This window comes from Janthinobacterium agaricidamnosum NBRC 102515 = DSM 9628 (assembly GCF_000723165.1).
GTDB classification, from domain to species: Bacteria; Pseudomonadota; Gammaproteobacteria; order Burkholderiales; family Burkholderiaceae_D; genus Janthinobacterium; species Janthinobacterium agaricidamnosum.
In genome coordinates, this window is the sequence record NZ_HG322949.1 from 613,131 (window position 1) to 633,721 (window position 20,591).

20 protein-coding genes are annotated in these 20,591 nt (G+C 62.9%); 10 read left to right on the forward strand and 10 right to left on the reverse strand.

Features of this window, described 5'->3' with window-relative positions; genetic code table 11:
- From GJA_RS02565 to GJA_RS02580, 4 genes are all read left to right on the forward strand, one after another.
- Entirely contained in the window at window positions 1–1,200 is a 1,200-nt protein-coding gene (locus GJA_RS02565) for a 5-(carboxyamino)imidazole ribonucleotide synthase (protein ID WP_038488468.1), read from the forward strand.
- The gene (locus tag GJA_RS02570; RefSeq protein WP_242404429.1) at window positions 1,197–2,246 is read left to right on the forward strand and encodes an L-threonylcarbamoyladenylate synthase; all 1,050 of its coding nucleotides are present in this window, start codon (window positions 1,197–1,199) and stop codon (window positions 2,244–2,246) included. The genes GJA_RS02565 and GJA_RS02570 overlap by 4 nt, the downstream gene beginning before the upstream one ends.
- Window positions 2,247–2,509: 263 nt before the next feature.
- Complete coding sequence (locus GJA_RS02575) at window positions 2,510–3,898, forward strand: SGNH/GDSL hydrolase family protein (RefSeq protein WP_038488471.1); 1,389 nt, start codon at window positions 2,510–2,512, stop codon at window positions 3,896–3,898.
- Between the two features lie 84 nt (window positions 3,899–3,982).
- A complete protein-coding gene (locus GJA_RS02580) occupies window positions 3,983–4,663 on the forward strand; it encodes an OmpW/AlkL family protein (protein WP_174525990.1) in 681 nt (226 codons plus the stop codon).
- 56 nt (window positions 4,664–4,719) lie between these two features.
- Here the strand turns inward: GJA_RS02580 and GJA_RS02585 are convergent, their stop codons facing one another.
- Window positions 4,720–5,229 (reverse strand): flavin reductase family protein, encoded by a 510-nt coding sequence (locus GJA_RS02585; RefSeq protein WP_038488473.1) that lies wholly within the window; start codon window positions 5,227–5,229, stop codon window positions 4,720–4,722.
- Between the two features lie 188 nt (window positions 5,230–5,417).
- On the opposite strand from GJA_RS02585, the gene msrA reads away from it, so the two are divergent.
- Entirely contained in the window at window positions 5,418–5,957 is a 540-nt protein-coding gene (msrA, locus tag GJA_RS02590; protein ID WP_038488476.1) for a peptide-methionine (S)-S-oxide reductase MsrA, read from the forward strand.
- Window positions 5,958–6,022: 65 nt separating this feature from the next.
- Here the strand turns inward: msrA and GJA_RS02595 are convergent, their stop codons facing one another.
- Together GJA_RS02595 and pdxH are read right to left on the reverse strand one after the other, a co-directional pair.
- The gene (locus GJA_RS02595) at window positions 6,023–7,261 is read right to left on the reverse strand and encodes an SAM-dependent methyltransferase (RefSeq protein ID WP_038488479.1); all 1,239 of its coding nucleotides are present in this window, start codon (window positions 7,259–7,261) and stop codon (window positions 6,023–6,025) included.
- A gap of 143 nt (window positions 7,262–7,404) precedes the next feature.
- Window positions 7,405–8,613 carry a pyridoxamine 5'-phosphate oxidase gene (gene pdxH, locus GJA_RS02600; protein WP_038488482.1) on the reverse strand — a complete coding sequence of 403 codons (1,209 nt, stop codon included), beginning with the start codon at window positions 8,611–8,613 and terminating at the stop codon, window positions 7,405–7,407.
- A gap of 129 nt (window positions 8,614–8,742) precedes the next feature.
- On the opposite strand from pdxH, the gene tcdA reads away from it, so the two are divergent.
- Complete coding sequence (tcdA, locus tag GJA_RS02605) at window positions 8,743–9,615, forward strand: tRNA cyclic N6-threonylcarbamoyladenosine(37) synthase TcdA (RefSeq protein WP_038488485.1); 873 nt, start codon at window positions 8,743–8,745, stop codon at window positions 9,613–9,615.
- Here tcdA and thpR read toward each other — a convergent pair.
- Window positions 9,590–10,132: an RNA 2',3'-cyclic phosphodiesterase gene (gene thpR, locus GJA_RS02610; protein ID WP_081905221.1), complete on the reverse strand. Its 543-nt coding sequence runs from the start codon at window positions 10,130–10,132 to the stop codon at window positions 9,590–9,592. The two genes, tcdA and thpR, sit on opposite strands and share 26 nt — an antisense overlap.
- Before the next feature lie 66 nt (window positions 10,133–10,198).
- Here thpR and GJA_RS02615 point away from each other — a divergent pair, with 66 nt between their 5' ends.
- Entirely contained in the window at window positions 10,199–10,702 is a 504-nt protein-coding gene (locus GJA_RS02615; RefSeq protein WP_038498453.1) for an FKBP-type peptidyl-prolyl cis-trans isomerase, read from the forward strand.
- Window positions 10,703–10,797: 95 nt separating this feature from the next.
- Entirely contained in the window at window positions 10,798–11,730 is a 933-nt protein-coding gene (cysK, locus tag GJA_RS02620; RefSeq protein ID WP_038488492.1) for a cysteine synthase A, read from the forward strand.
- Window positions 11,731–11,771: 41 nt separating this feature from the next.
- Here cysK and GJA_RS02625 read toward each other — a convergent pair whose 3' ends face one another.
- The 5 genes from GJA_RS02625 to GJA_RS02645 all read right to left on the reverse strand — a co-directional run bounded on the left by GJA_RS02625 (window position 11,772) and on the right by GJA_RS02645 (window position 17,908).
- Entirely contained in the window at window positions 11,772–14,597 is a 2,826-nt protein-coding gene (locus GJA_RS02625; RefSeq protein WP_038488495.1) for a M16 family metallopeptidase, read from the reverse strand.
- A 32-nt stretch (window positions 14,598–14,629) separates the two neighbouring features.
- Complete coding sequence (locus GJA_RS02630; RefSeq protein ID WP_038488497.1) at window positions 14,630–15,076, reverse strand: hypothetical protein; 447 nt, start codon at window positions 15,074–15,076, stop codon at window positions 14,630–14,632.
- 2 nt (window positions 15,077–15,078) lie between these two features.
- Window positions 15,079–15,807 carry a P-loop NTPase family protein gene (locus GJA_RS02635; RefSeq protein WP_038488498.1) on the reverse strand — a complete coding sequence of 243 codons (729 nt, stop codon included), beginning with the start codon at window positions 15,805–15,807 and terminating at the stop codon, window positions 15,079–15,081.
- Window positions 15,808–15,847: 40 nt separating this feature from the next.
- Window positions 15,848–16,786, reverse strand: coding sequence for a metallophosphoesterase family protein (locus GJA_RS02640; protein WP_051780189.1), 939 nt, complete (start codon window positions 16,784–16,786; stop codon window positions 15,848–15,850).
- A gap of 228 nt (window positions 16,787–17,014) precedes the next feature.
- On the reverse strand, window positions 17,015–17,908 hold the full coding sequence (locus GJA_RS02645) for an AraC family transcriptional regulator (protein WP_038488499.1): 894 nt from the start codon (window positions 17,906–17,908) through the stop codon (window positions 17,015–17,017).
- Window positions 17,909–18,017: 109 nt separating this feature from the next.
- On the opposite strand from GJA_RS02645, the gene GJA_RS02650 reads away from it, so the two are divergent.
- A complete protein-coding gene (locus tag GJA_RS02650; RefSeq protein ID WP_038498456.1) occupies window positions 18,018–18,761 on the forward strand; it encodes an SDR family oxidoreductase in 744 nt (247 codons plus the stop codon).
- 64 nt (window positions 18,762–18,825) lie between these two features.
- Window positions 18,826–19,818 carry a patatin-like phospholipase family protein gene (locus tag GJA_RS02655; RefSeq protein ID WP_081905223.1) on the forward strand — a complete coding sequence of 331 codons (993 nt, stop codon included), beginning with the start codon at window positions 18,826–18,828 and terminating at the stop codon, window positions 19,816–19,818.
- Here the strand turns inward: GJA_RS02655 and GJA_RS02660 are convergent.
- A complete protein-coding gene (locus GJA_RS02660) occupies window positions 19,815–20,297 on the reverse strand; it encodes a CinA family protein (RefSeq protein WP_038488500.1) in 483 nt (160 codons plus the stop codon). The two genes, GJA_RS02655 and GJA_RS02660, sit on opposite strands and share 4 nt — an antisense overlap.
- Window positions 20,298–20,591 lie beyond the last annotated feature (294 nt).

Sequence of the window (20,591 nt, forward strand, 5' to 3'; positions counted from 1 at the left end):
ATGAATAGTAAATTGACTTCTCCATTGCTGCCCGCCGCCGATCCACCGGCGTGGCTGGGCGTGATGGGTGGCGGCCAGCTGGGCCGCATGTTCGCCCAGGCCGCACAAGGCATGGGCTACCAGGTGGCGGTGCTGGAACCTGCCAGCGACTGTCCCGCGGGACAGATCGCCCAGCGCGTGGTCGAAGCCGGCTACAGCGATGTCGCCGGCCTCGATGCGCTGGCCGCGCAATGCCTCGCGGTCACCACCGAATTCGAGAACGTGCCGGCCGACAGCCTGTCGCGGCTGGCCCGGCAAGTGTTTGTCGCGCCCGACGCCGATGGCGTATCGGTGGCGCAAGACCGGATTGCCGAAAAGCGCTTCTTCGTCGCTTGCGCGCCCGCCTCGGGCGTGCTGCCGGCGCCGCACAAGGTCATCGCCACGCAGCAGGATATCGATGACATCGGCGATGAGCTGTTGCCCGGCATCCTGAAAACCGTGCGCATGGGGTATGACGGCAAGGGCCAGTTCCGGGTGCGCAGCCGCGACGACGTGCGCGCCGCCTTCGATCAGATGGGCCAGGTGGTCTGCCTGCTCGAAAAAATGTTGCCGTTGGCCTATGAAGTATCGGTGCTGACCGCGCGCGGCGTTGACGGCGCCTCGGTGGTGTATCCGATCGCCGAAAATGTCCACCGCGACGGGATTTTGTTTACCACCACCGTGCCGGGCCCGAACGTCTCGGATGACTGCGCCGCCCGGGCGCAACGGGCCGCGCAAGTCATCGTGGCCGAGCTGGGTTATGTCGGCGTGCTGTGCATCGAATTCTTCGTGCTGGCCGACGGTAGCCTGGTGGTCAATGAAATGGCGCCGCGTCCCCATAACAGCGGCCACTACACGATGGACGCCTGTATCACCAGCCAGTTCGCGCAACAGGTGCGGGCGATGGCGCGCTTGCCGCTGGGCGACGTGCGCCAGCATTCGCCGGCGGTGATGCTCAATATCCTCGGCGATGCCTGGTTCGATGGCGCGGACGATGCTGCGCCGCGCGAACCGGCCTGGGACCGCATCCTGGCATTGCCGGGTGCCTGTTTGCACCTGTATGGCAAGAACGCCCCGCGCCGTGGCCGCAAGATGGGCCATTTGACGCTGCTGGCCAGCACCCTGCAAGAGGCCCAGCGCCGCCTGCATGAAGCTTGCCAGATCCTGGGGATCGCACCGTGAGCCAGGCCGAACCAGACCTGAGCCACGACTGTGCCGGCCAGGCCGCGATTGCGGCCGCCGCGACCGCGCTGGAAGCGGGCGCGTTGGTGGCGTTTCCTACCGAAACCGTGTACGGCCTGGGGGCGGACGCCGAAAACCCGGCCGCCGTGGCCCGTATTTATCAAGCGAAAGGCCGTCCCGCCGACCATCCGGTGATCGTGCATGTGGCGCCGGGCGCCGACTTGTCGTATTGGTCGGACCATGTGCCGGCGCAAGCCGGTTTGCTGGCGAAGGCGTTCTGGCCCGGCCCGCTGACGCTGATCGTCAAGCGTGCCGCCCATATTCCCGACGCCGTGTCCGGCGGCCAGGATACGGTCGGCTTGCGTTGTCCGTCGCACCCGGTGGCGATCGCCTTGTTGCAGCAGTTCAAGGGCGGCAAGGGCGGCTTGGCGGCGCCGTCGGCCAATAAATTCGGCAATGTCAGCCCGACCACCGCCCAGCATGTGCGCGACGAGTTCAGCGATGAGTGCGCCAGCGGCTTGCTGGAATTGGTACTCGACGGCGGCCAGAGCCAGGTCGGCATCGAGTCGACCATCGTCGATTTGTCGCGCCTGGAAAGCCATGGCCCGGTATTGTTGCGTCCCGGCCATATCAGTGCCGCGCAAATTGCCGCGGTGATTCAGCAACAGCTGGCTCAACCGGATGCGGCCGCGCCACGCGCGTCCGGCACGCTGGAATCGCATTATGCGCCACATACACCTGTTGCGATGCAGCATGCGGATGACTTGGCCGGCACGCTGAACAGCTTGCTGAATGTCGGACGCCGTGTTGCTTTGATTCATTATTCAGACTTGCCGCCGGCCAGCGCCAGCGTACGGCTGGCGGCGCAGCCGGAAAGTTATGCCCATGCGCTGTACGCTTCGCTGCGTACGATGGATCAAGTCGGCGCCGACCTGATCCTGGTCGAAGCGCCGCCGCAAGACGATGCATGGATGGGCGTCAACGACCGCTTGCGACGCGCCGCATTTGGTTCCAGCGGTATTCTCGAGCAATTCCTGAGCGAGTAAACCATGGTAAAAAAAAGCCCCGCCGGGGCTTTTTTTTATTGCATAGCAACAAAAAATCTTGCCACGAATTCACTAAAATAGTTAATAATAAAACCAGCATTCCAAGGCGTTGCTCAAGCGTCCATGATATTGATTCATATCGAGAAATGTTGTTATTTAGCGAGCTTTTTTCTATACAAGTCCGGTGAACGATGGCATATTAGTTGGGTAGCGAATAGCACGCCCGTTCGTTTAGAAACCAAGAATAGACCCAAGGAGACAAAATGCATCAAACAAAATTCGCGCTGGCCGTGCTGGCCGCTGCTGTCCTCGCCGGTTGCGGCGGATCCAGTAACGGCGATCAGACGCTGAAAGCAAAATACAGCGCCCAGGTATCGTTTGGCGACAGCCTGTCCGACGTGGGTTCCTATGCCGTCGGCACGATCGCTGCATTAAAAGGCGGAAAATTCACCATCAATGGCGACAATACCGCGACCAATGGCGCGTTGACCGGCTCCAACTGGACCGAGCTGATGGCCGCGCAATTCAGCTTGCCAGCACCGTGCCCGGCACAAACCGGGCTCGATGGCGATGCCAGGCAAGGTTTTTCGGTACCGGTCAAATTTAACGCCGGCTGCTACGGCTACGCCATGGGCGGTTCGCGCGTCACCAATCCGGTCGGTCCGAACAATAAATTGACCGGCAGCGCGCTGGGTGCGTTGACCGTGCCGGTGGTGACCCAGATCAAGAATCACCTGGCAGCTGTCGGCGGCAAGTTCAAGGGCGATGAAATCGTCTTCGTGATGGCCGGCGGCAATGACGCGCTGTTCCAGCTGGGCGCCTTGCAAGCGGCCGCGACCGCCGCCGGCACCGCTGCCGGCAAAGATGCCGGCGCCAAGGCATTCGCCACCAACCTGACGCTGGCGCTGGCTGCCGGCGCCCCCAATCCAGCCACCGCCGCGCAAGCCATCGGCGCCGCGCTGGCCGCTGAAAATGCACGCCCTGGTCATACCGACGCATCGGTGGTCGGCGCCGCCGTGACCGCCGCCGTCCAGGCCGGTAATACGGCGGTTGCTGCGCCGGCCGTCTACGGTCCGCTGGTCGCCAAGGCGCAAGCCGACGCCACCGTCACCGGCAATGCCGCCGGCGCCAAGGCTGGCGCCGATTACGCCGTCGCGCATGGTCCTGAACTGGTGACCGCGATGGCGACCGCCGGCACGGAGCTGGTGGCGCTGGTGAAAACGCAAATCGTCGGCAATGGCGCCACCCGCGTGGTCGTCAATAACCTGCCGGATATCGCCAATACGCCTTCCGGCCTGAGCAAGGACGCCGCGACCAAGGCTTTGATCAACGCCATGGTCAGCGCTTACAACGGTGCGCTGAATCCGTTGGCGACCGAGCCGAACGTGCTGCTGGTCGATGTGTTTGCCGTCAGCCACGATCAAGCCGTCAATCCTGGCCCCTATGGCTTGACCAATGTGACCGATACCGCTTGCGACTTGACTGCGGCCAAGAATCCGCTGGGCAGCTCGCTGGTATGTAACGGCAGCAACCTGAAAGCCGGCGACGTGAGCCACTACTCTTATGCCGATGATGTGCATCCAACCCCGTTCAACAACCTGTTGCTGGCGCGTTATGTGTCCAAATTCATGGTCGTGAGGGGCTGGCTGTAAGACATCCGTTCCCCTTTGCATGCCAAGGGGGAACTTCAAGACGTAATCAGGGGCAACCCCGGACATAATGAATCAGGAGACAAGATGAACATTCGTTTGAACAGCGCATTAAAAGTATTGGCGGTGGCTGCCGCGATGGCGGCCGCGTCGAGCGCATCGGCGCAAAGCGCCGGCACCTGGACCTTCAAGGTTGGCGCCAACAAGATCACGCCGAAAGTCGACAGCGGCGACCTGTCGGCGCCGGCATTGCCAGGCACCAAGGCCGATGTCAAATCCGACACCAAGCCGATCTTCACCTTTGCCTACATGCTGACCGATAATATTTCGGCTGAACTGGACCTGGGCGTACCGTATAAGCATGATCTGATCGGCGCCGGCTCGATTGCCGGCACCGGCAAGCTGGGTTCGGCCGAAGTCTTGCCGCCGACCGCATTTATCCAATACCGCTTCTTCCAGCCGAACGCGGTGATACGTCCGTATGTCGGCGTCGGCATCACCTACGCATATTTCCAAAAGGAAACTGGTTCCGGCCAGATGACGGCCTTGCTCAATACCGGCGGTTCGGGCGAAAGCTACAAGCTGGATAATAAAGTGACGGCCAGCTTCCAGGTCGGCGCGACCTGGGCCTTTAACGAACGCTGGTTCGCCGACGTTGCCGTGGTCAAGACGCCGCTGAAAACCCGGGCGCATTTCTCGACCGGCCAGACGCAAGACATCAAGCTCGATCCGCTGGCGGTCAGCATCGGTGTCGGCTACAAGTTTTAACTGGGGATGCCTGAAAAAATCCGCCGTCAGGCGGATTTTTTTGCCGATACGGAAACTTAAGCGGTCTGCAGCGTGCCGAACTGGCCGTTGTGGAAAATCAGCGGCGCTTGCGGCGCAAACGCGCATTGTTCGACTTCGCCGACGAAGATCACGTGGTCGCCTTCCGGATAGCGGCTGCGGTTATGGCATTCGAACCAGGCCGATGCGCCTTTCAGGATAGGCTGGCCGGTGCGCGACAATTCGTACTCGACCCCGTCGAAGGGATTCGGCGTGCGGCGCGCGAAACGCAGCGCCAGTTCGGCCTGCTCGGCGCCCAGCACATTGATCACATAATGCGAGTTGCCGCTGAAGATCGGCAGGCTGCTTGCGACGGTGCCGAGACTCCATAACACCAGCGGCGGCGTCAGCGATACCGAGTTGAAGGAGCTGGCAGTCAAGCCACGGAAGCTGCCGTCGGCCAGGCGCGTCGTGATGACGGTCACGCCGGTGGCAAATTGCGATAGTGCTTGCCGGAAATATGTAGTGTCGAATTCGCTTATTGGAGCGCGGGGAGAGCGTGTGTTCATGGGGGACCTGTCAATTTGCATCCATTATGCCAAAAATAATCGTAATCTTGCTGATTACAGCATTTTTCCGCAACGGACAGGCGCCTACAGCGCGTTAACACCAGCCTTGGGCACTTGCCTGTGCATCTTGCGCCGGTTTGCGTTACAGTGGCCCTCATCAAGAGATTTCTTTTTGCCGGGAGAGCAAGATGACAATGAATCACAAGACTGAAGTGGCGCTACTTGGTGGCGGCTGTTTTTGGTGCGTCGAAGCGGTGTACCTGGAAATCCGCGGCGTGACGGCGGTGGAGTCCGGCTACAGCGGCGGCCAGCAAGCGCATCCGACCTATGAACAAGTGTGCGCCGGCACCACCGGCCATGCCGAAGTGGTGCGCCTGGAATTCGATCCGGCGGTGATCAGCTACCGCGATTTGCTGGAAGTGTTTTTCACGATACACGATCCGACCACGCTGAACCGCCAGGGCAATGATGTCGGCACGCAATATCGCTCGGTGATTTATTACCAGACGCCGGAGCAGGAAGCCGTGGCGCGCCAGGTGATCGCCGAAATGGCCAATGTGTGGGATGCGCCTATCGTGACGCAATTGCAGCCGGCCCAGACCTATTACAAGGCCGAGGATTACCACCAGGATTATTTCCGCCAGCATCCGCAGCAAGGATATTGCGCGATGGTGGTGGCGCCCAAGGTCGGCAAGTTTCGCAAGATGCATATGAACCGCTTGAAGTAATAGCGTTCAGGCGGATCGCTCAGCAACAAGAGGCCCGGTGCCTCTTGTTTTGCTTCTGGCGACGGTTAATGGGCGCCCAGGCTGGGCGCAGCGGCCGCTTTGTCCTGGTACATATAGTCGCGCGACCATGGCAGCGCCGCCGAGCTTCGTCCGGCCTTGCCGCAGACGATCTGGTACAGGCTGATCCAGTCTTGCTCGAAGGCATAGCTACAGCCGGCCAGGTACACATGCCAGATGCGGAAGCGCCGTTCGCCGGCCAGCACGCGGATGTCGTCGGCGTTGGCTTCGAAATTGTCGGTCCACAGCGCGCAGGTCAGCGCGTAATGGCGGCGCAGGTTTTCGACGTCGAACGCTTCCAGCCCGCCTTGCTGCATGGCTTTTAATACGTGGCCGATATGCGCCAGTTCGCCATGCGGGAACACGTATTTTTCAATGAATTCACCGCCGCCATACGGGGTTTCGCCATTGTCCGGGTCGGTCGAGGTGATGCCGTGATTCATCACCAGTCCATCCGGCGCCAACAGATTATTGACCCGCTCGAAATATTGCGGCAAGTGTTTCAAGCCCACGTGCTCGAACATGCCGACGCTGGTGATACGGTCGAACTGGCCTTGCACGTCGCGGTAGTCTTGCAGGCGGATTTCAATCAAATGTTCCAGGCCGGCCTTGGCCACCCGTTCCCTGGCCAGCGCGAACTGGTTTTCGGACAGCGTGACGCCGAGGCATTTGGCGCCGTATTGCCGGGCCGCGCGTATCACTAGCGCGCCCCAGCCGCAGCCGATGTCGAGCAGCGTCTGGCCCGGCCGGAGCTGGATTTTTTTCAGGATGTGGTCGATTTTCCGGATCTGCGCCACTTCCAGCGATTCATTGCCATGCTCGAAATAGGCGCAGGAATACACCATGTTCGGGTCGAGAAACTTGGTATAAAAATCGTTGGAAACGTCGTAGTGATAGCGGATCGCCTCGGCGTCCTTGCGCTTGTCGTGGCCGATGCTGCGCACCACGCGGGCAAACTTGCCTTCGGCTTTCAGGCTGGTGCGGGCCAGCGCATTGACGATGGCGATCATGTCCTTGGCCGCGCCCTTGACTTCGATCGCGCCTTCGACATACGCGGCGCCGAGGTTGGACAGCGATGGCGTCAGCAGGTAGCGCGCCGCCGAGGCGCGCGGCAGGCGTATCGTGACGCGTGGCGGTTCGGACGATAAGTCCACGTGCTTCCCATTCCATAACTCTATCCGCAGGGGCAGGGAGATTTGTTGGCGGATGCCGGCAACCCAGTTGTTAAGTCGGTTTTGAACGAACAAAATAGCCTCCAGTGAACGGCAGCGGCTGCTGTCGTGTTTCAGAAACAATCAGTGCGAAACAGCCTGAGAAAGCGACACGCAGCAGCAGTCCTGCTCATGCTGTTACCCCAGGCTTAAGCGACCTCTAGACTACACCTTTACGGCTAAGGCTGCAGACGCTGCATCGTCCAGTGTCCGTCGCTGCCTAAAGTGTAGGCAATCCGGTCATGGAAGCGCGATCTGCGGCCTTGCCAGAACTCTATGTATTCAGGCAGCAAACGATAGCCGCCCCATTCCTGCGGCCGCTGCGGATGGTCGCCCTGGCTGCTCGCCACGGCCGCGTAATTGGCTTCCAGCGCATCGCGGTCGGCAATCGGCGCGCTTTGCTGCGAGGCGATCGCGGCCAGCCGGCTTTTTAATGGACGGATATGAAAATATTCGTCGCTTTCGGCGGCCGAGGTTTTGACGACCCGGCCTTCGATGCGTACCTGGCGTTCCAGTTCGCTCCAGAAAAACAGCAGCGCCGCCTGCGGATTGGCGTCCAGTTGCCGGCCCTTGTCGCTGCCGTAATTGGTGAACCAGGTAAAACCGCGCGCATCGAATTGCTTGATCAGCACGATGCGGGAACTTGGCTTGCCTGCGCTGTCGACGGTGGACAGGCTCATCGCATTCGGTTCGCGCACTTCGGCCTTGACCGCTTCGTCGAACCACTTGCCGAATTGCGCCACCGGATCGGCCAGCACATCGGTTTCCAGCAAGCTCGACTGGAGGTAGTCGGTGCGCAAATCGGCCAGCGTCGTCGCGCCGGCCCTGGCCGGTATGACTGCCGCGGGCGCAGCAGCCGGCAAGCCGCGCCGCTGCTGCATCGCGGCGCCCAGCGTGGTCATCTGCTGCGGGCTGAAAATCCGTTTTGCCATCGGCGCCAGCGTCGATTCCTCTTTCACCATATGGGCAGTGTAAGCGTCGGTGAACAAGGCCACTTCGGCCCGCGACAGTTGCGCCGCGGTTCCTGCCGCGATCGCTTCCAGCTGGACTTTCAACAGCAGCCACGCCTGGTCCATGCGCTGGTGGTCGGCCTTGATTTCCGGCACCAGGGCGCTCAGCAAGGCCGCGTCGTCGCCGCTGGCGGTCGCCTGCAGCATCGGCATCAAATCCTGCTCTTCATCTGCGTGATGGAGATGGGCAGCCTTGTCAAAGTACTTCAGTACCGCCTTGGCGGCTTGTTGCGCGTCAGGCGAAGCGCCATGCAGGGCCAAATGATCCGGCAGGTTTTGCAAGGTGGAAATTTGCTTGCGGATTTTGTCGTGGCAATGCTTCAGCACGGCGATCGGCTGGTCAAAGCCGGGAACAGTATCGAACAGGGGTGCGGTCATGGGGGGCTCTCGTGGATGCGCTAAAAGTGTGGTGCAAAGCACAATACATCGGATTGTCGCTCTGTTTGCCAGATGGTCATGAAGTTATTTTAGAATATCCTGGACGGCCGCGTCCGTTAAAATGGCGGGATGAATACATCCAGTAAACAACTATTTTCCACGGAATTGGGCGAGATTGATTTTGAGCGGCGTTTCGGCGGCATCGGCCGCCTGTACGGCGCAGCGGCGCTGGAGCGCTTTCGCCGCGCCCATGTCTGTGTGATCGGCGTCGGCGGGGTTGGTTCCTGGCTGGTCGAGGCGCTGGCCCGCAGCGCGATCGGCCATTTGACGCTGATCGATCTCGACAATGTGGCCGAATCGAATATCAACCGCCAGATCCAGGCCTTGAGCGACACCCTCGGCCAGGCCAAGATTGGTGCGCTGGCCGAACGCATCGCATTGATCAATCCGTTTTGCACGGTCACGCAAATCGAGGATTTCATTACGCCCGACAATCTGGAGCAGATGATCGCCGGCCGCGGCTACGATTATGTGATCGATGCGATCGACAGCGCCAAGGCCAAGGCCGCGGTGATCGCCTATTGCCGCGACCAGGCGATACCGTTGATTACCATCGGCAGCGCCGGCGGCCAGACCGATCCGACCCGGATCGAGGTGCGCGACCTGGCGCGGACGGAACAGGAACCGCTGCTGAAACGGGTACGCAAGCTGTTGCGCAACAATTACGGTTTTCCGCGTGGCATGAAAAACAAATTCAACGTCGATGCGGTGTTTTCGATGGAACCGCTGACCTTCCCCGACACCGGCGAAGTGTGTTCGGTCGATGGCGATGAGCGCGGCGGCGGCGTGACCGGCTTGAATTGCGCCGGTTTCGGTTCCAGCATGGTGGTCACGGCGACGTTCGGCATGATCGCCGCCGCGCACACGCTGCGCAAGCTGGCCGACCAGGTGAAACCGGTCGCGGCCGTGGCCGATGCTAGGCCAGCTGGCGCGACCCGATAATGCGGTAAGTGCCGCTGGCGGTCAGCGATTCGGCCAGCACCAGCTGGTCGGTGCGCCAGTGCAGCGGCGCCATCTCGCCGCCGACAGGCGCCGGCACCTTCCTGGCCAGCGTCACATGCGGCGTGAAGCTGTCGTATTCGAAGGCGGGGCAGAATTGCTGCCCGGCCAGCGCCGCCATCAGCGCCGCGCGCAAGGCCAGCAAGGCTGCCGGCGGATCGCCTGGACCGGCCCAGGCCAGTTGCTGAGTGGGAAAATAACCGTAGCGGTCGATCCGCAGCTGCAGCGCCGGCGCCGGCAGGTGTTGCAGGATGGCGCACAGCGCGGGCACGTCGCCGGCCGGGCGCTGGCCCAGGAAGGCCATGGTCATGTGCAACTTTTCCGGGGGCAACAGTTTGCCGGGCAAGCCGTTTTGCAGGCCGGCCAAGGCCTTGCGCACGGCGGCATCGGGCCATAGCGCAAAAAAAAGCCGCGGCCGCTGTGTCTCGTAGCGCATTTCGTGCGAGGGGTTTGTTATCATGGCGGCGTACTCTGCTGAGATACGAAATAGCAGGGATCTTACTGAACTTCATTGAAAGAAGACATTATGACGCGTGTTTCCGCTTTATTCGCTTTCGTTTGCGCCGTGTCGGGCGCCGTCTCGGCGTCGCTGGTGCATGCCGCCGACGCCGTCAAGGCCACCGCTCCCGCTGCGACCGCGGCGGCCGCCGTGACGCCGGGGTCCGCGTCGCCGGGTCCGGCCGCCGATAAACTGATCATCACCGACGTCAAGGTCGGCACCGGCAAGGAAGCCGTCGCCGGCGCCACCGTGGTGGTGAATTACACCGGCTGGCTGTACCGTCCGCTGGCCAAGAATTCGCATGGCAAGCAATTCGACAGCTCGATTGGCCGCGGTCCGTTCGACTTTCCGTTGGGCAAGGGCATGGTCATCAAGGGCTGGGATCAAGGCGTTGCTGGCATGAAAGTGGGCGGCAAGCGCACGCTGATCATTCCTAGCGACCTGGCATACGGCCCGCGCGGCGCGGGCGGTGGCGAGATTCCGCCGAATTCCCCGCTGATTTTCGATGTGGAATTGCTCGACGTTAAGTAAGTAGCCAAAATGCGGGCGGCGCAACCAGCCGCCGCCCGCAGTTTCCGATAAAACGGGTAGACTGGGGTTTCATGGAACGCGTTGCGGAGATATGCATGAAAATTGCCAACGACGTCACCGAACTGATCGGCAACACGCCGCTGGTTCGCATCAACCGCATGGCAGGCGGCGCCTCCGCCACCATCCTGGCCAAACTCGAATTCCACAATCCGGCGCACAGCGTCAAGGATCGCATCGGCTTGTCGATGATCGCGGCCGCCGAAGCCGCCGGCCTGATCCAGTCCGATACCATCATCATCGAACCGACCAGCGGCAATACCGGCATCGCGCTGGCGATGGTGTGTGCGGCGCGCGGCTACCGCTGCGCCCTGGTAATGCCGGACACCATGAGCCGCGAACGGCGCATCTTGCTGCGCGCCTATGGCGCCGAGCTGGTCTTGACGCCGGGTAGCGAAGGCATGCTGGGCGCGATCCACAGGGCCGAACAGCTGCTTGCCGCCGACCCGCGTTATTTGATGCTGCAACAATTCAATAATCCGGCCAACCCGGAAATCCACCGCCGGACCACCGCCGAAGAAATCTGGCGCGACACCGACGGCCAGGCGGATATTTTAGTGGCCGGGATCGGCACCGGCGGCACCATGACGGGCGTCGGCGAAATATTGAAAAAGCGCAAGCCAAGTTTCCAGTGCATCGCGGTGGAGCCGGACGCGTCGCCGATCTTGTCCAGGGGTACCAAGGGAGCGCATCCCATCCAGGGCATCGGCGCGGGCTTCGTGCCGGCCGTGCTGAACACGCATATCTACGATGAAATTATCTGCGTCAAGAATGACGACGCCTTTGCCACCGCGCGCCAGGCCGCCAGCCAGGAAGGGTTGCTGGTCGGCATTTCATCGGGCGCCGCGCTGTGGGCCGCGCTGCAAGTGGCGCGCCGTCCGGAAAACGCCGGCAAGATCCTGGTCGCCATTATTCCATCGTTTGGCGAGCGCTATCTGAGCACCGCCTTGTATGCGGGCCTGGGCGATTAAATAAAAAAAGGGGCCGTGGGCCCCTTGCTCTTGATGCCACCTTATTTCAGATTGCCATCCGCATCGCGGTATTCGACCGGCTCCAGTTTGAAGGTGGAGAGCTGCGGTTCGACCTTGGCCTTGTCGCCGACGCCGATGACGACCAGCTTTTCAGGCTGCAGGTATTTCTTCGCCGCCGCCTGCACTTGCGCCCCGGTCACGCTGCCATAACGGAGCGGCAGCTTGCTGTAGTAATCCAGGCCCAGGTCGTACACATACAGGTCCGACAGGCTGGCGCTGATGCTGCGGTTGTTGTCGAACTGGCCCGGCAGCGACAGTACTTGCGCGTTGCGCGCATTGGCCAGTTCCCTGGCCGGCATAGTCCTGGCGATCAGGTCGCGCAACTGCTGGTAGGTGTCGTCCAGCGCCGCGCCGGTGACGTCGGTGCGCACGCTGGTGGCGATGGCGAACGGGCCCGGCGCGCGGCGGTACTGGAATTGCGAATGCACGCCGTAGGTATAGCCTTTTTCTTCGCGCAGCACGGTGTTCAGGCGGCTGGTGAACAAGCCGCCCAGGGCCGCGTTCATCACTTGCAGCTGCGGGTAGTCCGGCGTCTTGCGGTCCGGGCCGATGGCCGCCAGGCGCAGCGCGGTCTGCGGCGCGCCCGGCTTGTCGACCAGGATCAGGCGCGCCGCGCTGGTGTTGACGGGCGCGTTGCCGGCTGCCGGCACGTCGCCGCGTTTCCAGTCGCCGAACTTGGCTTCGGCCAGGGTTTTCAAGTGGGCTTCGGTGATGTCGCCGGAGACCACCAGCGCCGCATTGTTCGGCACATAATGCTGCCGCCAGAAGGTTTGCAAGTCGATGCGGGTGGTGGCTTTCAGCGCGCTCTCGGTGCCCAGTTCGCTGTAGCCGTAAGGATTGTGCGCGCCGTACAGCGCGGCCGCCTCGACCCGCGCCGCCACCGCCGGCGCGTTTTCGCGCTGGCGCGCCAGTGCGCCGATGCGGCTGGCGCGCTGGCGTTCGACTTCGGCTTGCGGGAATGCCGGATGCTGGATCACGTCGGCCAGCAAGTCCAGCGCCTGCGGGAAATTGGCGCTTAACGACATCACTTGCGCGCGCGACGCGTCGGCGCCCGATCCGGTGCTCAGGAAGGCGCCCAGCTGCGCCACTTCGTCGGCGATTTGCGGCGCGCTGCGGCTGATCGTGCCCTGGTCCAGCAATTGCGCGGTAAAGCTGGCCAAGCCCGGCTGCTTGACCGGATTGGCGCCGGAACCGGTCTTGATCACCAGTTCGGCCGACACCAGCGGCAGCGCCGGATTGCTGTTGTAGATCACCGTCAAGCCATTCGGCAGCGTGAACGATTTACCCGCCGGCAGCACGATCTTCGGCGCCGGTCCGGCTTTCGGCGGGCGATTGCGCCACGCTTCGTCGCGGTTGATCGGAGTGCCCGGTTCAGGCTTGACCGTGCCCGGCGCCGGGGTCGGCACTTCCGCGCCCAGGTCGGGTATGCCCGGCACGCCGTAGACCACCGCGCGCGCCTTGTTTTGCAACTGGGCCGCGACCACGCGCTGGATGTCGGCCACCGTCACCTTGCGGTAGCGCTCGATGTCCTTGGCCAGGTAGCCGGGATCGCCGACATACTGATTGTATCGGTTCATCTGGTTGGCCAGGCCGGCCCCGCCGACTTTTTCGATCTGGCTCAGCATCGCGGTTTCGATCGTGTTGCGGGCCCGTTCCAGCTCCTTCTCGGTCGGGCCGTCGCTGCGCAGCGCTGCCAGTTCGGCGTCCAGCGCGGCTTCGATTTCCTGCGCCGTGTGGCCGGGGCGGGCGGTGACGTCGAGCGAGAACACCGACGCCAGCGCGTACGAACCCTGGTCGGCGTTGACGTCCTGGGCGATCTGCTTGTCGTATACCAGCGATTTGTACAGCCGGCTCGATTTGCCGCCGCCCAGGATTTGCGCGGCCAGGGTCAGTTCCGCATCGCCCGGCGTGTAGGCCGGCGGCGTCAGCCAGCCCATGAATACGCGCGGCAGCTCGACCCGGTCCTGGATCACGGCGCGCCGTTCGGCCGTGATGGCCGGCGTTTCGACGTGCAGTTTCGGCAGCGCCGGACCGCGCTTGAAGCTGCCGAAATACTTGGCCACCAGCGCCTTGGTCCTGGCCTTGTCGATATCGCCGGCGATCACCAGGCTGGCGTTGTTCGGCCCGTAATAGCGGGTGAAGAAATTGCGGATGTCGGCCAGCCTGGCGTTCTGGATGTCGGCGTGCGAGCCCATCACGCTGGCGTAATACGGATGCGTCTTCGGAAACAGCTGATGGTACAGCGCTTCTTCGACGATGCCGTACGGCCTGTTCTCGATGTTTTGGCGGCGCTCGTTGCGCACCACGTCCTGCTGGTTGGTCAGCGCGGTCTGGTCCAGCACGTCGAGCAGATAGCCCATGCGGTCGGAATGGGTCCACAGCGCCAGCTCCAGCTGGTTCGACGGCACCGTGTCGAAATAATTGGTGCGGTCGAAATCGGTGCTGCCATTCGAATCGGTGACGCCCGCGCCTTCCAGCAACTGGTCGGCCAGGCCGCGCGGCACGTGCCTGGTGGCGGCGAACATCATGTGCTCGAACAAATGCGCAAAGCCGGTCAATCCCGGTTCTTCGTTGGCTGGCCCAACGTGGTACCAGACGTTGACGGCGGTGATCGGCAGCTTGTGGTTTTCCACCAGGATCACGTCGAGGCCGTTCGGCAGCGTGTATTTTTCAAACGCGATGTGCGGGACCGGCGTGGCGCTTGGCATGGCTGCGGCGGCGCTGTCGGCCGCGTGGGCCAGCGGCGGCACGGCGCCATACAGCGCCAGCATCAAGGCGGGAAGGGCCAGCAATTTGAATGATGTCATGCGTGTTATCCGATCATCAGGGAGGAAGGAAATTACGGTTTTTGCAATTCGGCTTGCAGCAGGGCGCGGCTTTTCGGGTCGATTTTTGCTATCGCCCGTGCCAGTTTGGCGGCGTCGTACTGGACCGGCGTGGCGGCGGGCTTGAACAGCAGCGCCTGGCCGGCCAGGGCCAGCGCGGCGCTCAGCACGCAGATGACGGCCGCTGCGGCCAGCAGGCGTTTGTCGCGCGGCGTGAAGGCGGCGGGCGCTTCGGCTGGCGCGGCAGCTTGCGGCAGCGGCGGCAGCGGTGTCAGGCTGCCGGCGGCGCGCGCCTGGGCCGCCAGTTCGCGCGTGGCCGCGTCGAGCAGCGCGATCTGCCGTTCCACCGTTTCGGCCAGCACCGCTTCGTTGAGGGCCACCAGCGCGAAGATCGGGTCGTCGCTGTCGATCTTGACGCCGGTCTTTTCAAATACCAGGCTGCGCAGTTTTTGCTGGTCCATGCTCACCACTGGACGTTGTCGAGTTGTTCGAAAATGTCGCGGTAGACCACCTTGATGCGCTGTTTTTCCATGATGTTGAATTTATCGTTCTGCATCACTTCCTGCATCGTCAGGCGCGCCGTATTCATTTTCTTGACGTCGGCGCCGAAGGTATCGGCATTGCGCTGGCTCAGCGTGACGCTGCCCTTGACCCGGCCCGCATGGTCGGCGTACGACTGCGAATCGGTGAACTGTTTGCCGGACGCCGATTGCAGCAGGCCGAAATGCTCGTTTTGCCACAGCACCAGCGGCACCGTGGTCGACTTGGCGGTGGCGACGAAACCGGTGGCGGTGTCGTGCAAGGTGTCGCCGCCGCCGACGATGGTGTGGATGTAAACCTTGCGGCCGGATTCTTCCAGCAGCGCAAAGCAATCGTTTTCGATCAGGTAGCCCATCAGCGGAGAAAAGGTGTTGGCGCCATTGTCGATCACGCAGTTGCCGTCGTCTTCGAGGATGTCGATCATCAGCGCGTCGAAGCGTTTCGGGTCGATATTGCGCGCGTCGGTCATCACCGGCACGTGTTTCACGTGCATCGCCTTGTAGCGCGAAAAGGTGGCGTTTTCCTGGTCGGTGTCATAACAGCGCAGGGGAATTCCGTCCTTGCCGGCCATCCATTGCGCGAGGATGGTCGAGACCAGGGTCTTGCCGATGCCGCCTTTGCCCTGAAGGATGAAATGTACCGTGTTTTGCATCGAAATACTCCAAAATGAGTCGAACAGCATTCAAAAAAAATCAGTGGCAACGGCCGGCGCCGCGGTCCGGCCACGTGGGCAGCGCATCCATGTCACTGGACGGCACCGGCAGGTAAGCCCATTGGTAGCCGTCATCGTACAGGTCCAGCCGCAACACGCCGTGGCTGCGGCTGTCGCGCACCTCGCTGTGCGGCGCCAGCCGCAGGAACGGCGTCAAAAAGGCGCCGCCGGTGCCGACCACGAACTGGCGCATACCGCGCTGGTCGGCCTGGCCATGCGCGTCCTGCGCCGCGAAACGCTCGTAATCGTGGTCATGCCCCGACAGCACCAGTTCCGCGCCGGCGTCGTATAACACTTGCCAGGCCGCTTGCATATGTTGCTTAGGTGCATGCCCTCCAGAACTATACAGCGGCTCGTGCCAGTAAGCGAGGGTGCAGCGGCGGGGATGGGTTTGCAAGTCGTTTTTCAGCCATTCGAGCTGCGCCCGCTGCTGTTCGTCCTTTAACTGGCTGTTGAGCGACACGATATGCCAGGCGCCCAGCTCGAAGCTGTAATACTCGGGTTGCGGGCGGCCATCCGGCGCGGCGAAATATTGATAATAACCGGCCGCGTCCTTCGAATAATATTCATGGTTGCCCGGCGCCGGATAGGTGCGCTCCTTGAAGCGGCCCCAGGTTGGAGCGTAGCAATCGCGGAATTCCGCCGCCAGCCCGGCCGGGTAGGTATGGTCGCCCAGGCTCAGCACCGCGGAGCGCGGATCTTGCGCCAGGCCGAAAGCGATCAGTTCGGCGGTTTGCGCCGCACCGCTGAGTTCCGGCCTGAGGCGGCGGCAATCGGCAATATCGCCGGCCGCGTAGACTGTGTAAGGCCGGCCTTGCAGGCCCAGGCTGGCCGCATCCCGGCGCGGCTGATGGGCGCAGGCGCCCAGTGCGATGGCGATTATTGGCAGAGCAAGAAGGGAACGCAGGCAGCGTATCATGGGCAGCGGCTGGGCACGATGAAGGTTGAGGGTAATTCTTTTATGCTGGAATGGCAACAGCGGCGGTGTCGGCGGGGCGATCCGGGGCCGCTATTTTTACCACACCGATAGTACGCAACAAGAAAATTGATGCGAAGCGGCGCTGCGGATAATTGAGATAGAACTGGCGCGCCGGCCGCGACCGGGCGCTGGCGGCGCAGTGATGGCTTCCCTTGGCCAGGCAAGGCGTCAGCCCAGCGCGTAGCGGCTGGGCGGCTGGCCGACATGCCGGCTGAACGCGGTGCTGAAGGTACTGGCCGAGCTGTAGCCGACGCGCTCGGCGACTTGCGCCAGGCCGATGCCGTGGCGGCGCAGCAAATCCTTGGCCACGGCCATGCGCCAGGCCAGCAGGTATTCCATCGGCCGCAAGCCGACGGCGCGGGTGAAGCGGTCGAAAAATGCCGAGCGCGACAGCGCGGATTCCTGCGCCAGTTGCGCCACCGTCCATGGCCGCGCGGGATCGGCGTGCATCTGCCGCAGCGCGGCCGCGAGCCGCACATCGGCCAGGCCGCGCAGCAGTCCCGGCGGCGAGTCGTGGCCCGGCGTCGAGCGCAGCGCTTCAATCAGCAGCACTTCCACCAGGCGCGTCAGCACCAGTTCGCGGCCCGGCTTGTCGGCACACGCTTCCTCGCTGACCAGGCGCACCAGCGACGACAGCCTGGTGGCGCCGCGCAGGTGCATCAGCGCCGGCAGCAGCGACACCAGCAAGGCCGCATCCGGCGAATCGAAGACGAAATAACCGCCCAGCATCCGTACCGAAGGGGGGCCATGCGGCGTGCCGTGGCGGACCTCCTCGGCCGTCGCCAGGGTGTGTCGCGGATCGATATATTCCGGGATCACCGCTTCGCAGCCCGACAAGGTAAACCCCGGCGTGGCCGGCAGCAGCACGAAGTCGCCGGCTGCCAGCGTGACGGCTTGCCGGCCTTCGACGGCCAGGCGGCAGCTGCCCTCGAGCACGGCGCAGAAACTGGGCTGGCCGAACGCCGCGTAGCGTATGCCCCAGCGGCCGGCACCGCTGATGCACTTGGAATGCACGGCGCTTGGTTGCAGCAGGGCGATCACTTCTGACAGTGGATCATGCATGGCTGGACTGTGGCAAATGATTTCTGGACTTTCATTGTAACGCGTCCGGGTCATATGCCTTATCGTGCATCCTATCGTAACCATCGTGGACATTGAAATGACAAGCGCACTGAAAACCGTATTGATTACCGGCTGCTCTTCCGGCTATGGCCTTGAAACGGCGCGCCACTTCCTGGCGCAGGGCTGGAACGTGGTCGCCACCATGCGCACGCCGCGCCCGGATATCCTGGCGCCGTCGGAACGGCTCAGGATCGTCGCGCTCGACGTGACGCGGCCCGACAGCATTGCCGCCGCAGTGGCGAGCGCCGGCCCGATCGATGTGCTGGTCAATAACGCCGGGATCGGCCTGTTCGGCGCTTTCGAAGTCACGCCGATGAGTACCGTGCGCGAGATATTCGACACCAACACCTTTGGGGTGATGGCGATGACGCAGGCGGTGCTGCCGCAATTTCGCGCCCGTCGCTCGGGCGTGGTGGTCAACGTGACGTCGAGCGTGGCGCTGGCGCCGATGCCGCTGGTCGCCGTGTACACCGCGAGCAAGCTGGCGGTCGAAGGGTTTACCGCATCGCTGGCCTTCGAGCTGGACGCGTTCGATATCGCCGTCAAGCTGGTCGAACCGGGTTACGGACCGAGCACCAGCTTTACCAGCAATGCCGGGCCGCGCCTGGATGGCTTGATCCCCGAGCCTTACGCGCCTTTCGCGCAGCAGGTCTTCGCGTCGGTGACGCAGCGCAGCGAGGTGACCAGTGAGGCCGACGTGGCGCAGCAAGTCTGGCGCGCCGCCAACGATGTGTCGGGGCAGCTGCGCTTTGCCGCCGGCGCCGACGCCGTTGCGCTGCTGCGGTCGTTATGAGACACCGGCCGGCCCGCATCCCGCCGGCTTGGGCTCCATTCTTTCATTGCTATCGATGCCTGTCATGTCAGGTCATCAGAAATACTCATCGACCATGTACCTTTATGCCATAACCGGCGCCCTTGTCGCGACCTTGATGGTCGGCTATGCGTTTGCCCGTAACGATGTTGTCTCCGACCTGGCGCCGCGCTTTCTCGCCGAAGTCCGGCGCCCGCCCGCAACCGGCGCCGAGGCGCGCCGTCCGGCGCTGGCGCTGGTGCTGGGCGGCGGCGGGCTGCGCGGCTTTGCGCACATCGGCATAGTGCGCGCCCTCGAGGAGGCCGGCATCAAGCCCGATATCGTGGTGGGCACGTCGGCCGGCGCAGTGGTCGGCGCGGCGTATGCCAGCGGCATGACGCACGCGCAGATTGCGGCGGCCGCAAGCAGTGTCAAGCTGCCGTCGCTGTTCGACCTGACGTTGAGCTCAGGCGGCATCATGCGCGGCAATAATATCGCGCAGTGGATCGATACCATCACCGCCGGCGTTCCGATTGAAAGGTTTCCGCTGCGATTCGGCGCCGTAGCGACCGACCTGCAAACCGCCCAAGCGGTGCTGCTCGACCGGGGTGCTGCCGGACGGGCGGTCCAGGCGTCGACCGCGGTGCCCGGCGTCACCGTGCCGGTGTCTTACCAGAACGGCCATCTGATCGACGGCGGCGTGACCAGCCTGGTGCCCGTGCGCTTCGCCCGCGCAATGGGCGCCGACCTTGTGATCGCCGTGGATGTGTATTGCGAAGGTGCGCGCAGCAATGCGCGGCATGCGCCGGCGGTCATCAGCCAGGTCATGCATATTCAGAGTTGCTTGATTGCCAAAGCGGAAATGGCCGAGGCCGATGTTTTGATCGCACCTGCGGTCAGCATATCGGGCATGTCGGCAAAGGACGAGCAGGCCGCTGCGATCCAGGCCGGCTACGAAGCCGCGCGCGCGGCATTGCCCGGCATATTGGCCCAGGCCGGCGCGCCGCATCTGTCTGCCCAGCCGGCAGTGCGGCGCGCGCCTGCCGCACTGGGTGGCTAATTAATAAAGCGCAGCAAACCGTGCAGCGCGTGGACCACGGTTTGTTCGCGCACCGACTGGCGGTCGCCGGAAAATACCAGCCGCTCGGTATGCACGCTGTCGCCGCTGGCCCAGCCGAAGCACACCGTGCCCACCGGTTTGCCGGGCACCGCGCCGGTCGGGCCGGCGATGCCGGTGGTGGAAATGGCGACATGCGCGTTGCTATTGGCGAGCGCGCCGCTGGCCATCACCGCCGCGACTTCTTCGCTGACGCTGCCGACCTGGGCGATCAGCGCCGCCGGCACATCCAGCAATTCGGTCTTCGACGCATTGGAATAGGTCACGAAGCCGCAATCGAACCAGCCGGTCGAGCCGGCGATTTCCGTCACCGCCTGCGCCACGCCGCCGCCGGTACAGGATTCCGCCGTGGCCAGCAGCAAGCCCTTGTCTTGCAAGGCGCGGCCCACCTGGGCTGCCAAATCGAGGATGTCCTTGGTCATTTTTGTCTCCTTGCCACTAAAGTAATCGATGAATATGGCCGGTCGGCAAACCGGCGCCGCGCCGCTACGATCTAGTGCGCACTGTAGCACGAGGCAAGCGGTGCTGCATCCGGCATTCTTGTGTCCGGCGAATATAAAAAACTTTCCCTTGCATTAAGTAAAATGCGTACACTCTTTCTGATAAGCATCATTTAACGGATGTTGTGGCGGTATGAAAGCATGCCTTTACAACATGCGGCAAGCCGGGCTTGCTTTTGGCTTCGGAAATCGACCACAATCTGGGGTTCTCCGTGC

What these genes read in the sequence shown, in the direction of transcription:
- GJA_RS02625 (WP_038488495.1), bottom strand. Translation starts at nt 14,597, where the DNA reads ATGACATCATTCAAATTGCTGGCCCTTCCCGCCTTGATGCTGGCGCTG.
- GJA_RS02640 (WP_051780189.1), bottom strand. Translation starts at nt 16,786, where the DNA reads ATGATACGCTGCCTGCGTTCCCTTCTTGCTCTGCCAATAATCGCCATC.
- tcdA (WP_038488485.1), top strand. Translation starts at nt 8,743, where the DNA reads ATGAATACATCCAGTAAACAACTATTTTCCACGGAATTGGGCGAGATT.
- GJA_RS02645 (WP_038488499.1), bottom strand. Translation starts at nt 17,908, where the DNA reads ATGCATGATCCACTGTCAGAAGTGATCGCCCTGCTGCAACCAAGCGCC.
- GJA_RS02655 (WP_081905223.1), top strand. Translation starts at nt 18,826, where the DNA reads ATGTCAGGTCATCAGAAATACTCATCGACCATGTACCTTTATGCCATA.
- GJA_RS02575 (WP_038488471.1), top strand. Translation starts at nt 2,510, where the DNA reads ATGCATCAAACAAAATTCGCGCTGGCCGTGCTGGCCGCTGCTGTCCTC.
- GJA_RS02615 (WP_038498453.1), top strand. Translation starts at nt 10,199, where the DNA reads ATGACGCGTGTTTCCGCTTTATTCGCTTTCGTTTGCGCCGTGTCGGGC.
- msrA (WP_038488476.1), top strand. Translation starts at nt 5,418, where the DNA reads ATGACAATGAATCACAAGACTGAAGTGGCGCTACTTGGTGGCGGCTGT.
- GJA_RS02630 (WP_038488497.1), bottom strand. Translation starts at nt 15,076, where the DNA reads ATGGACCAGCAAAAACTGCGCAGCCTGGTATTTGAAAAGACCGGCGTC.
- GJA_RS02565 (WP_038488468.1), top strand. Translation starts at nt 1, where the DNA reads ATGAATAGTAAATTGACTTCTCCATTGCTGCCCGCCGCCGATCCACCG.
- GJA_RS02660 (WP_038488500.1), bottom strand. Translation starts at nt 20,297, where the DNA reads ATGACCAAGGACATCCTCGATTTGGCAGCCCAGGTGGGCCGCGCCTTG.
- GJA_RS02580 (WP_174525990.1), top strand. Translation starts at nt 3,983, where the DNA reads ATGAACATTCGTTTGAACAGCGCATTAAAAGTATTGGCGGTGGCTGCC.
- pdxH (WP_038488482.1), bottom strand. Translation starts at nt 8,613, where the DNA reads ATGACCGCACCCCTGTTCGATACTGTTCCCGGCTTTGACCAGCCGATC.
- GJA_RS02585 (WP_038488473.1), bottom strand. Translation starts at nt 5,229, where the DNA reads ATGAACACACGCTCTCCCCGCGCTCCAATAAGCGAATTCGACACTACA.
- cysK (WP_038488492.1), top strand. Translation starts at nt 10,798, where the DNA reads ATGAAAATTGCCAACGACGTCACCGAACTGATCGGCAACACGCCGCTG.
- thpR (WP_081905221.1), bottom strand. Translation starts at nt 10,132, where the DNA reads ATGATAACAAACCCCTCGCACGAAATGCGCTACGAGACACAGCGGCCG.
- GJA_RS02635 (WP_038488498.1), bottom strand. Translation starts at nt 15,807, where the DNA reads ATGCAAAACACGGTACATTTCATCCTTCAGGGCAAAGGCGGCATCGGC.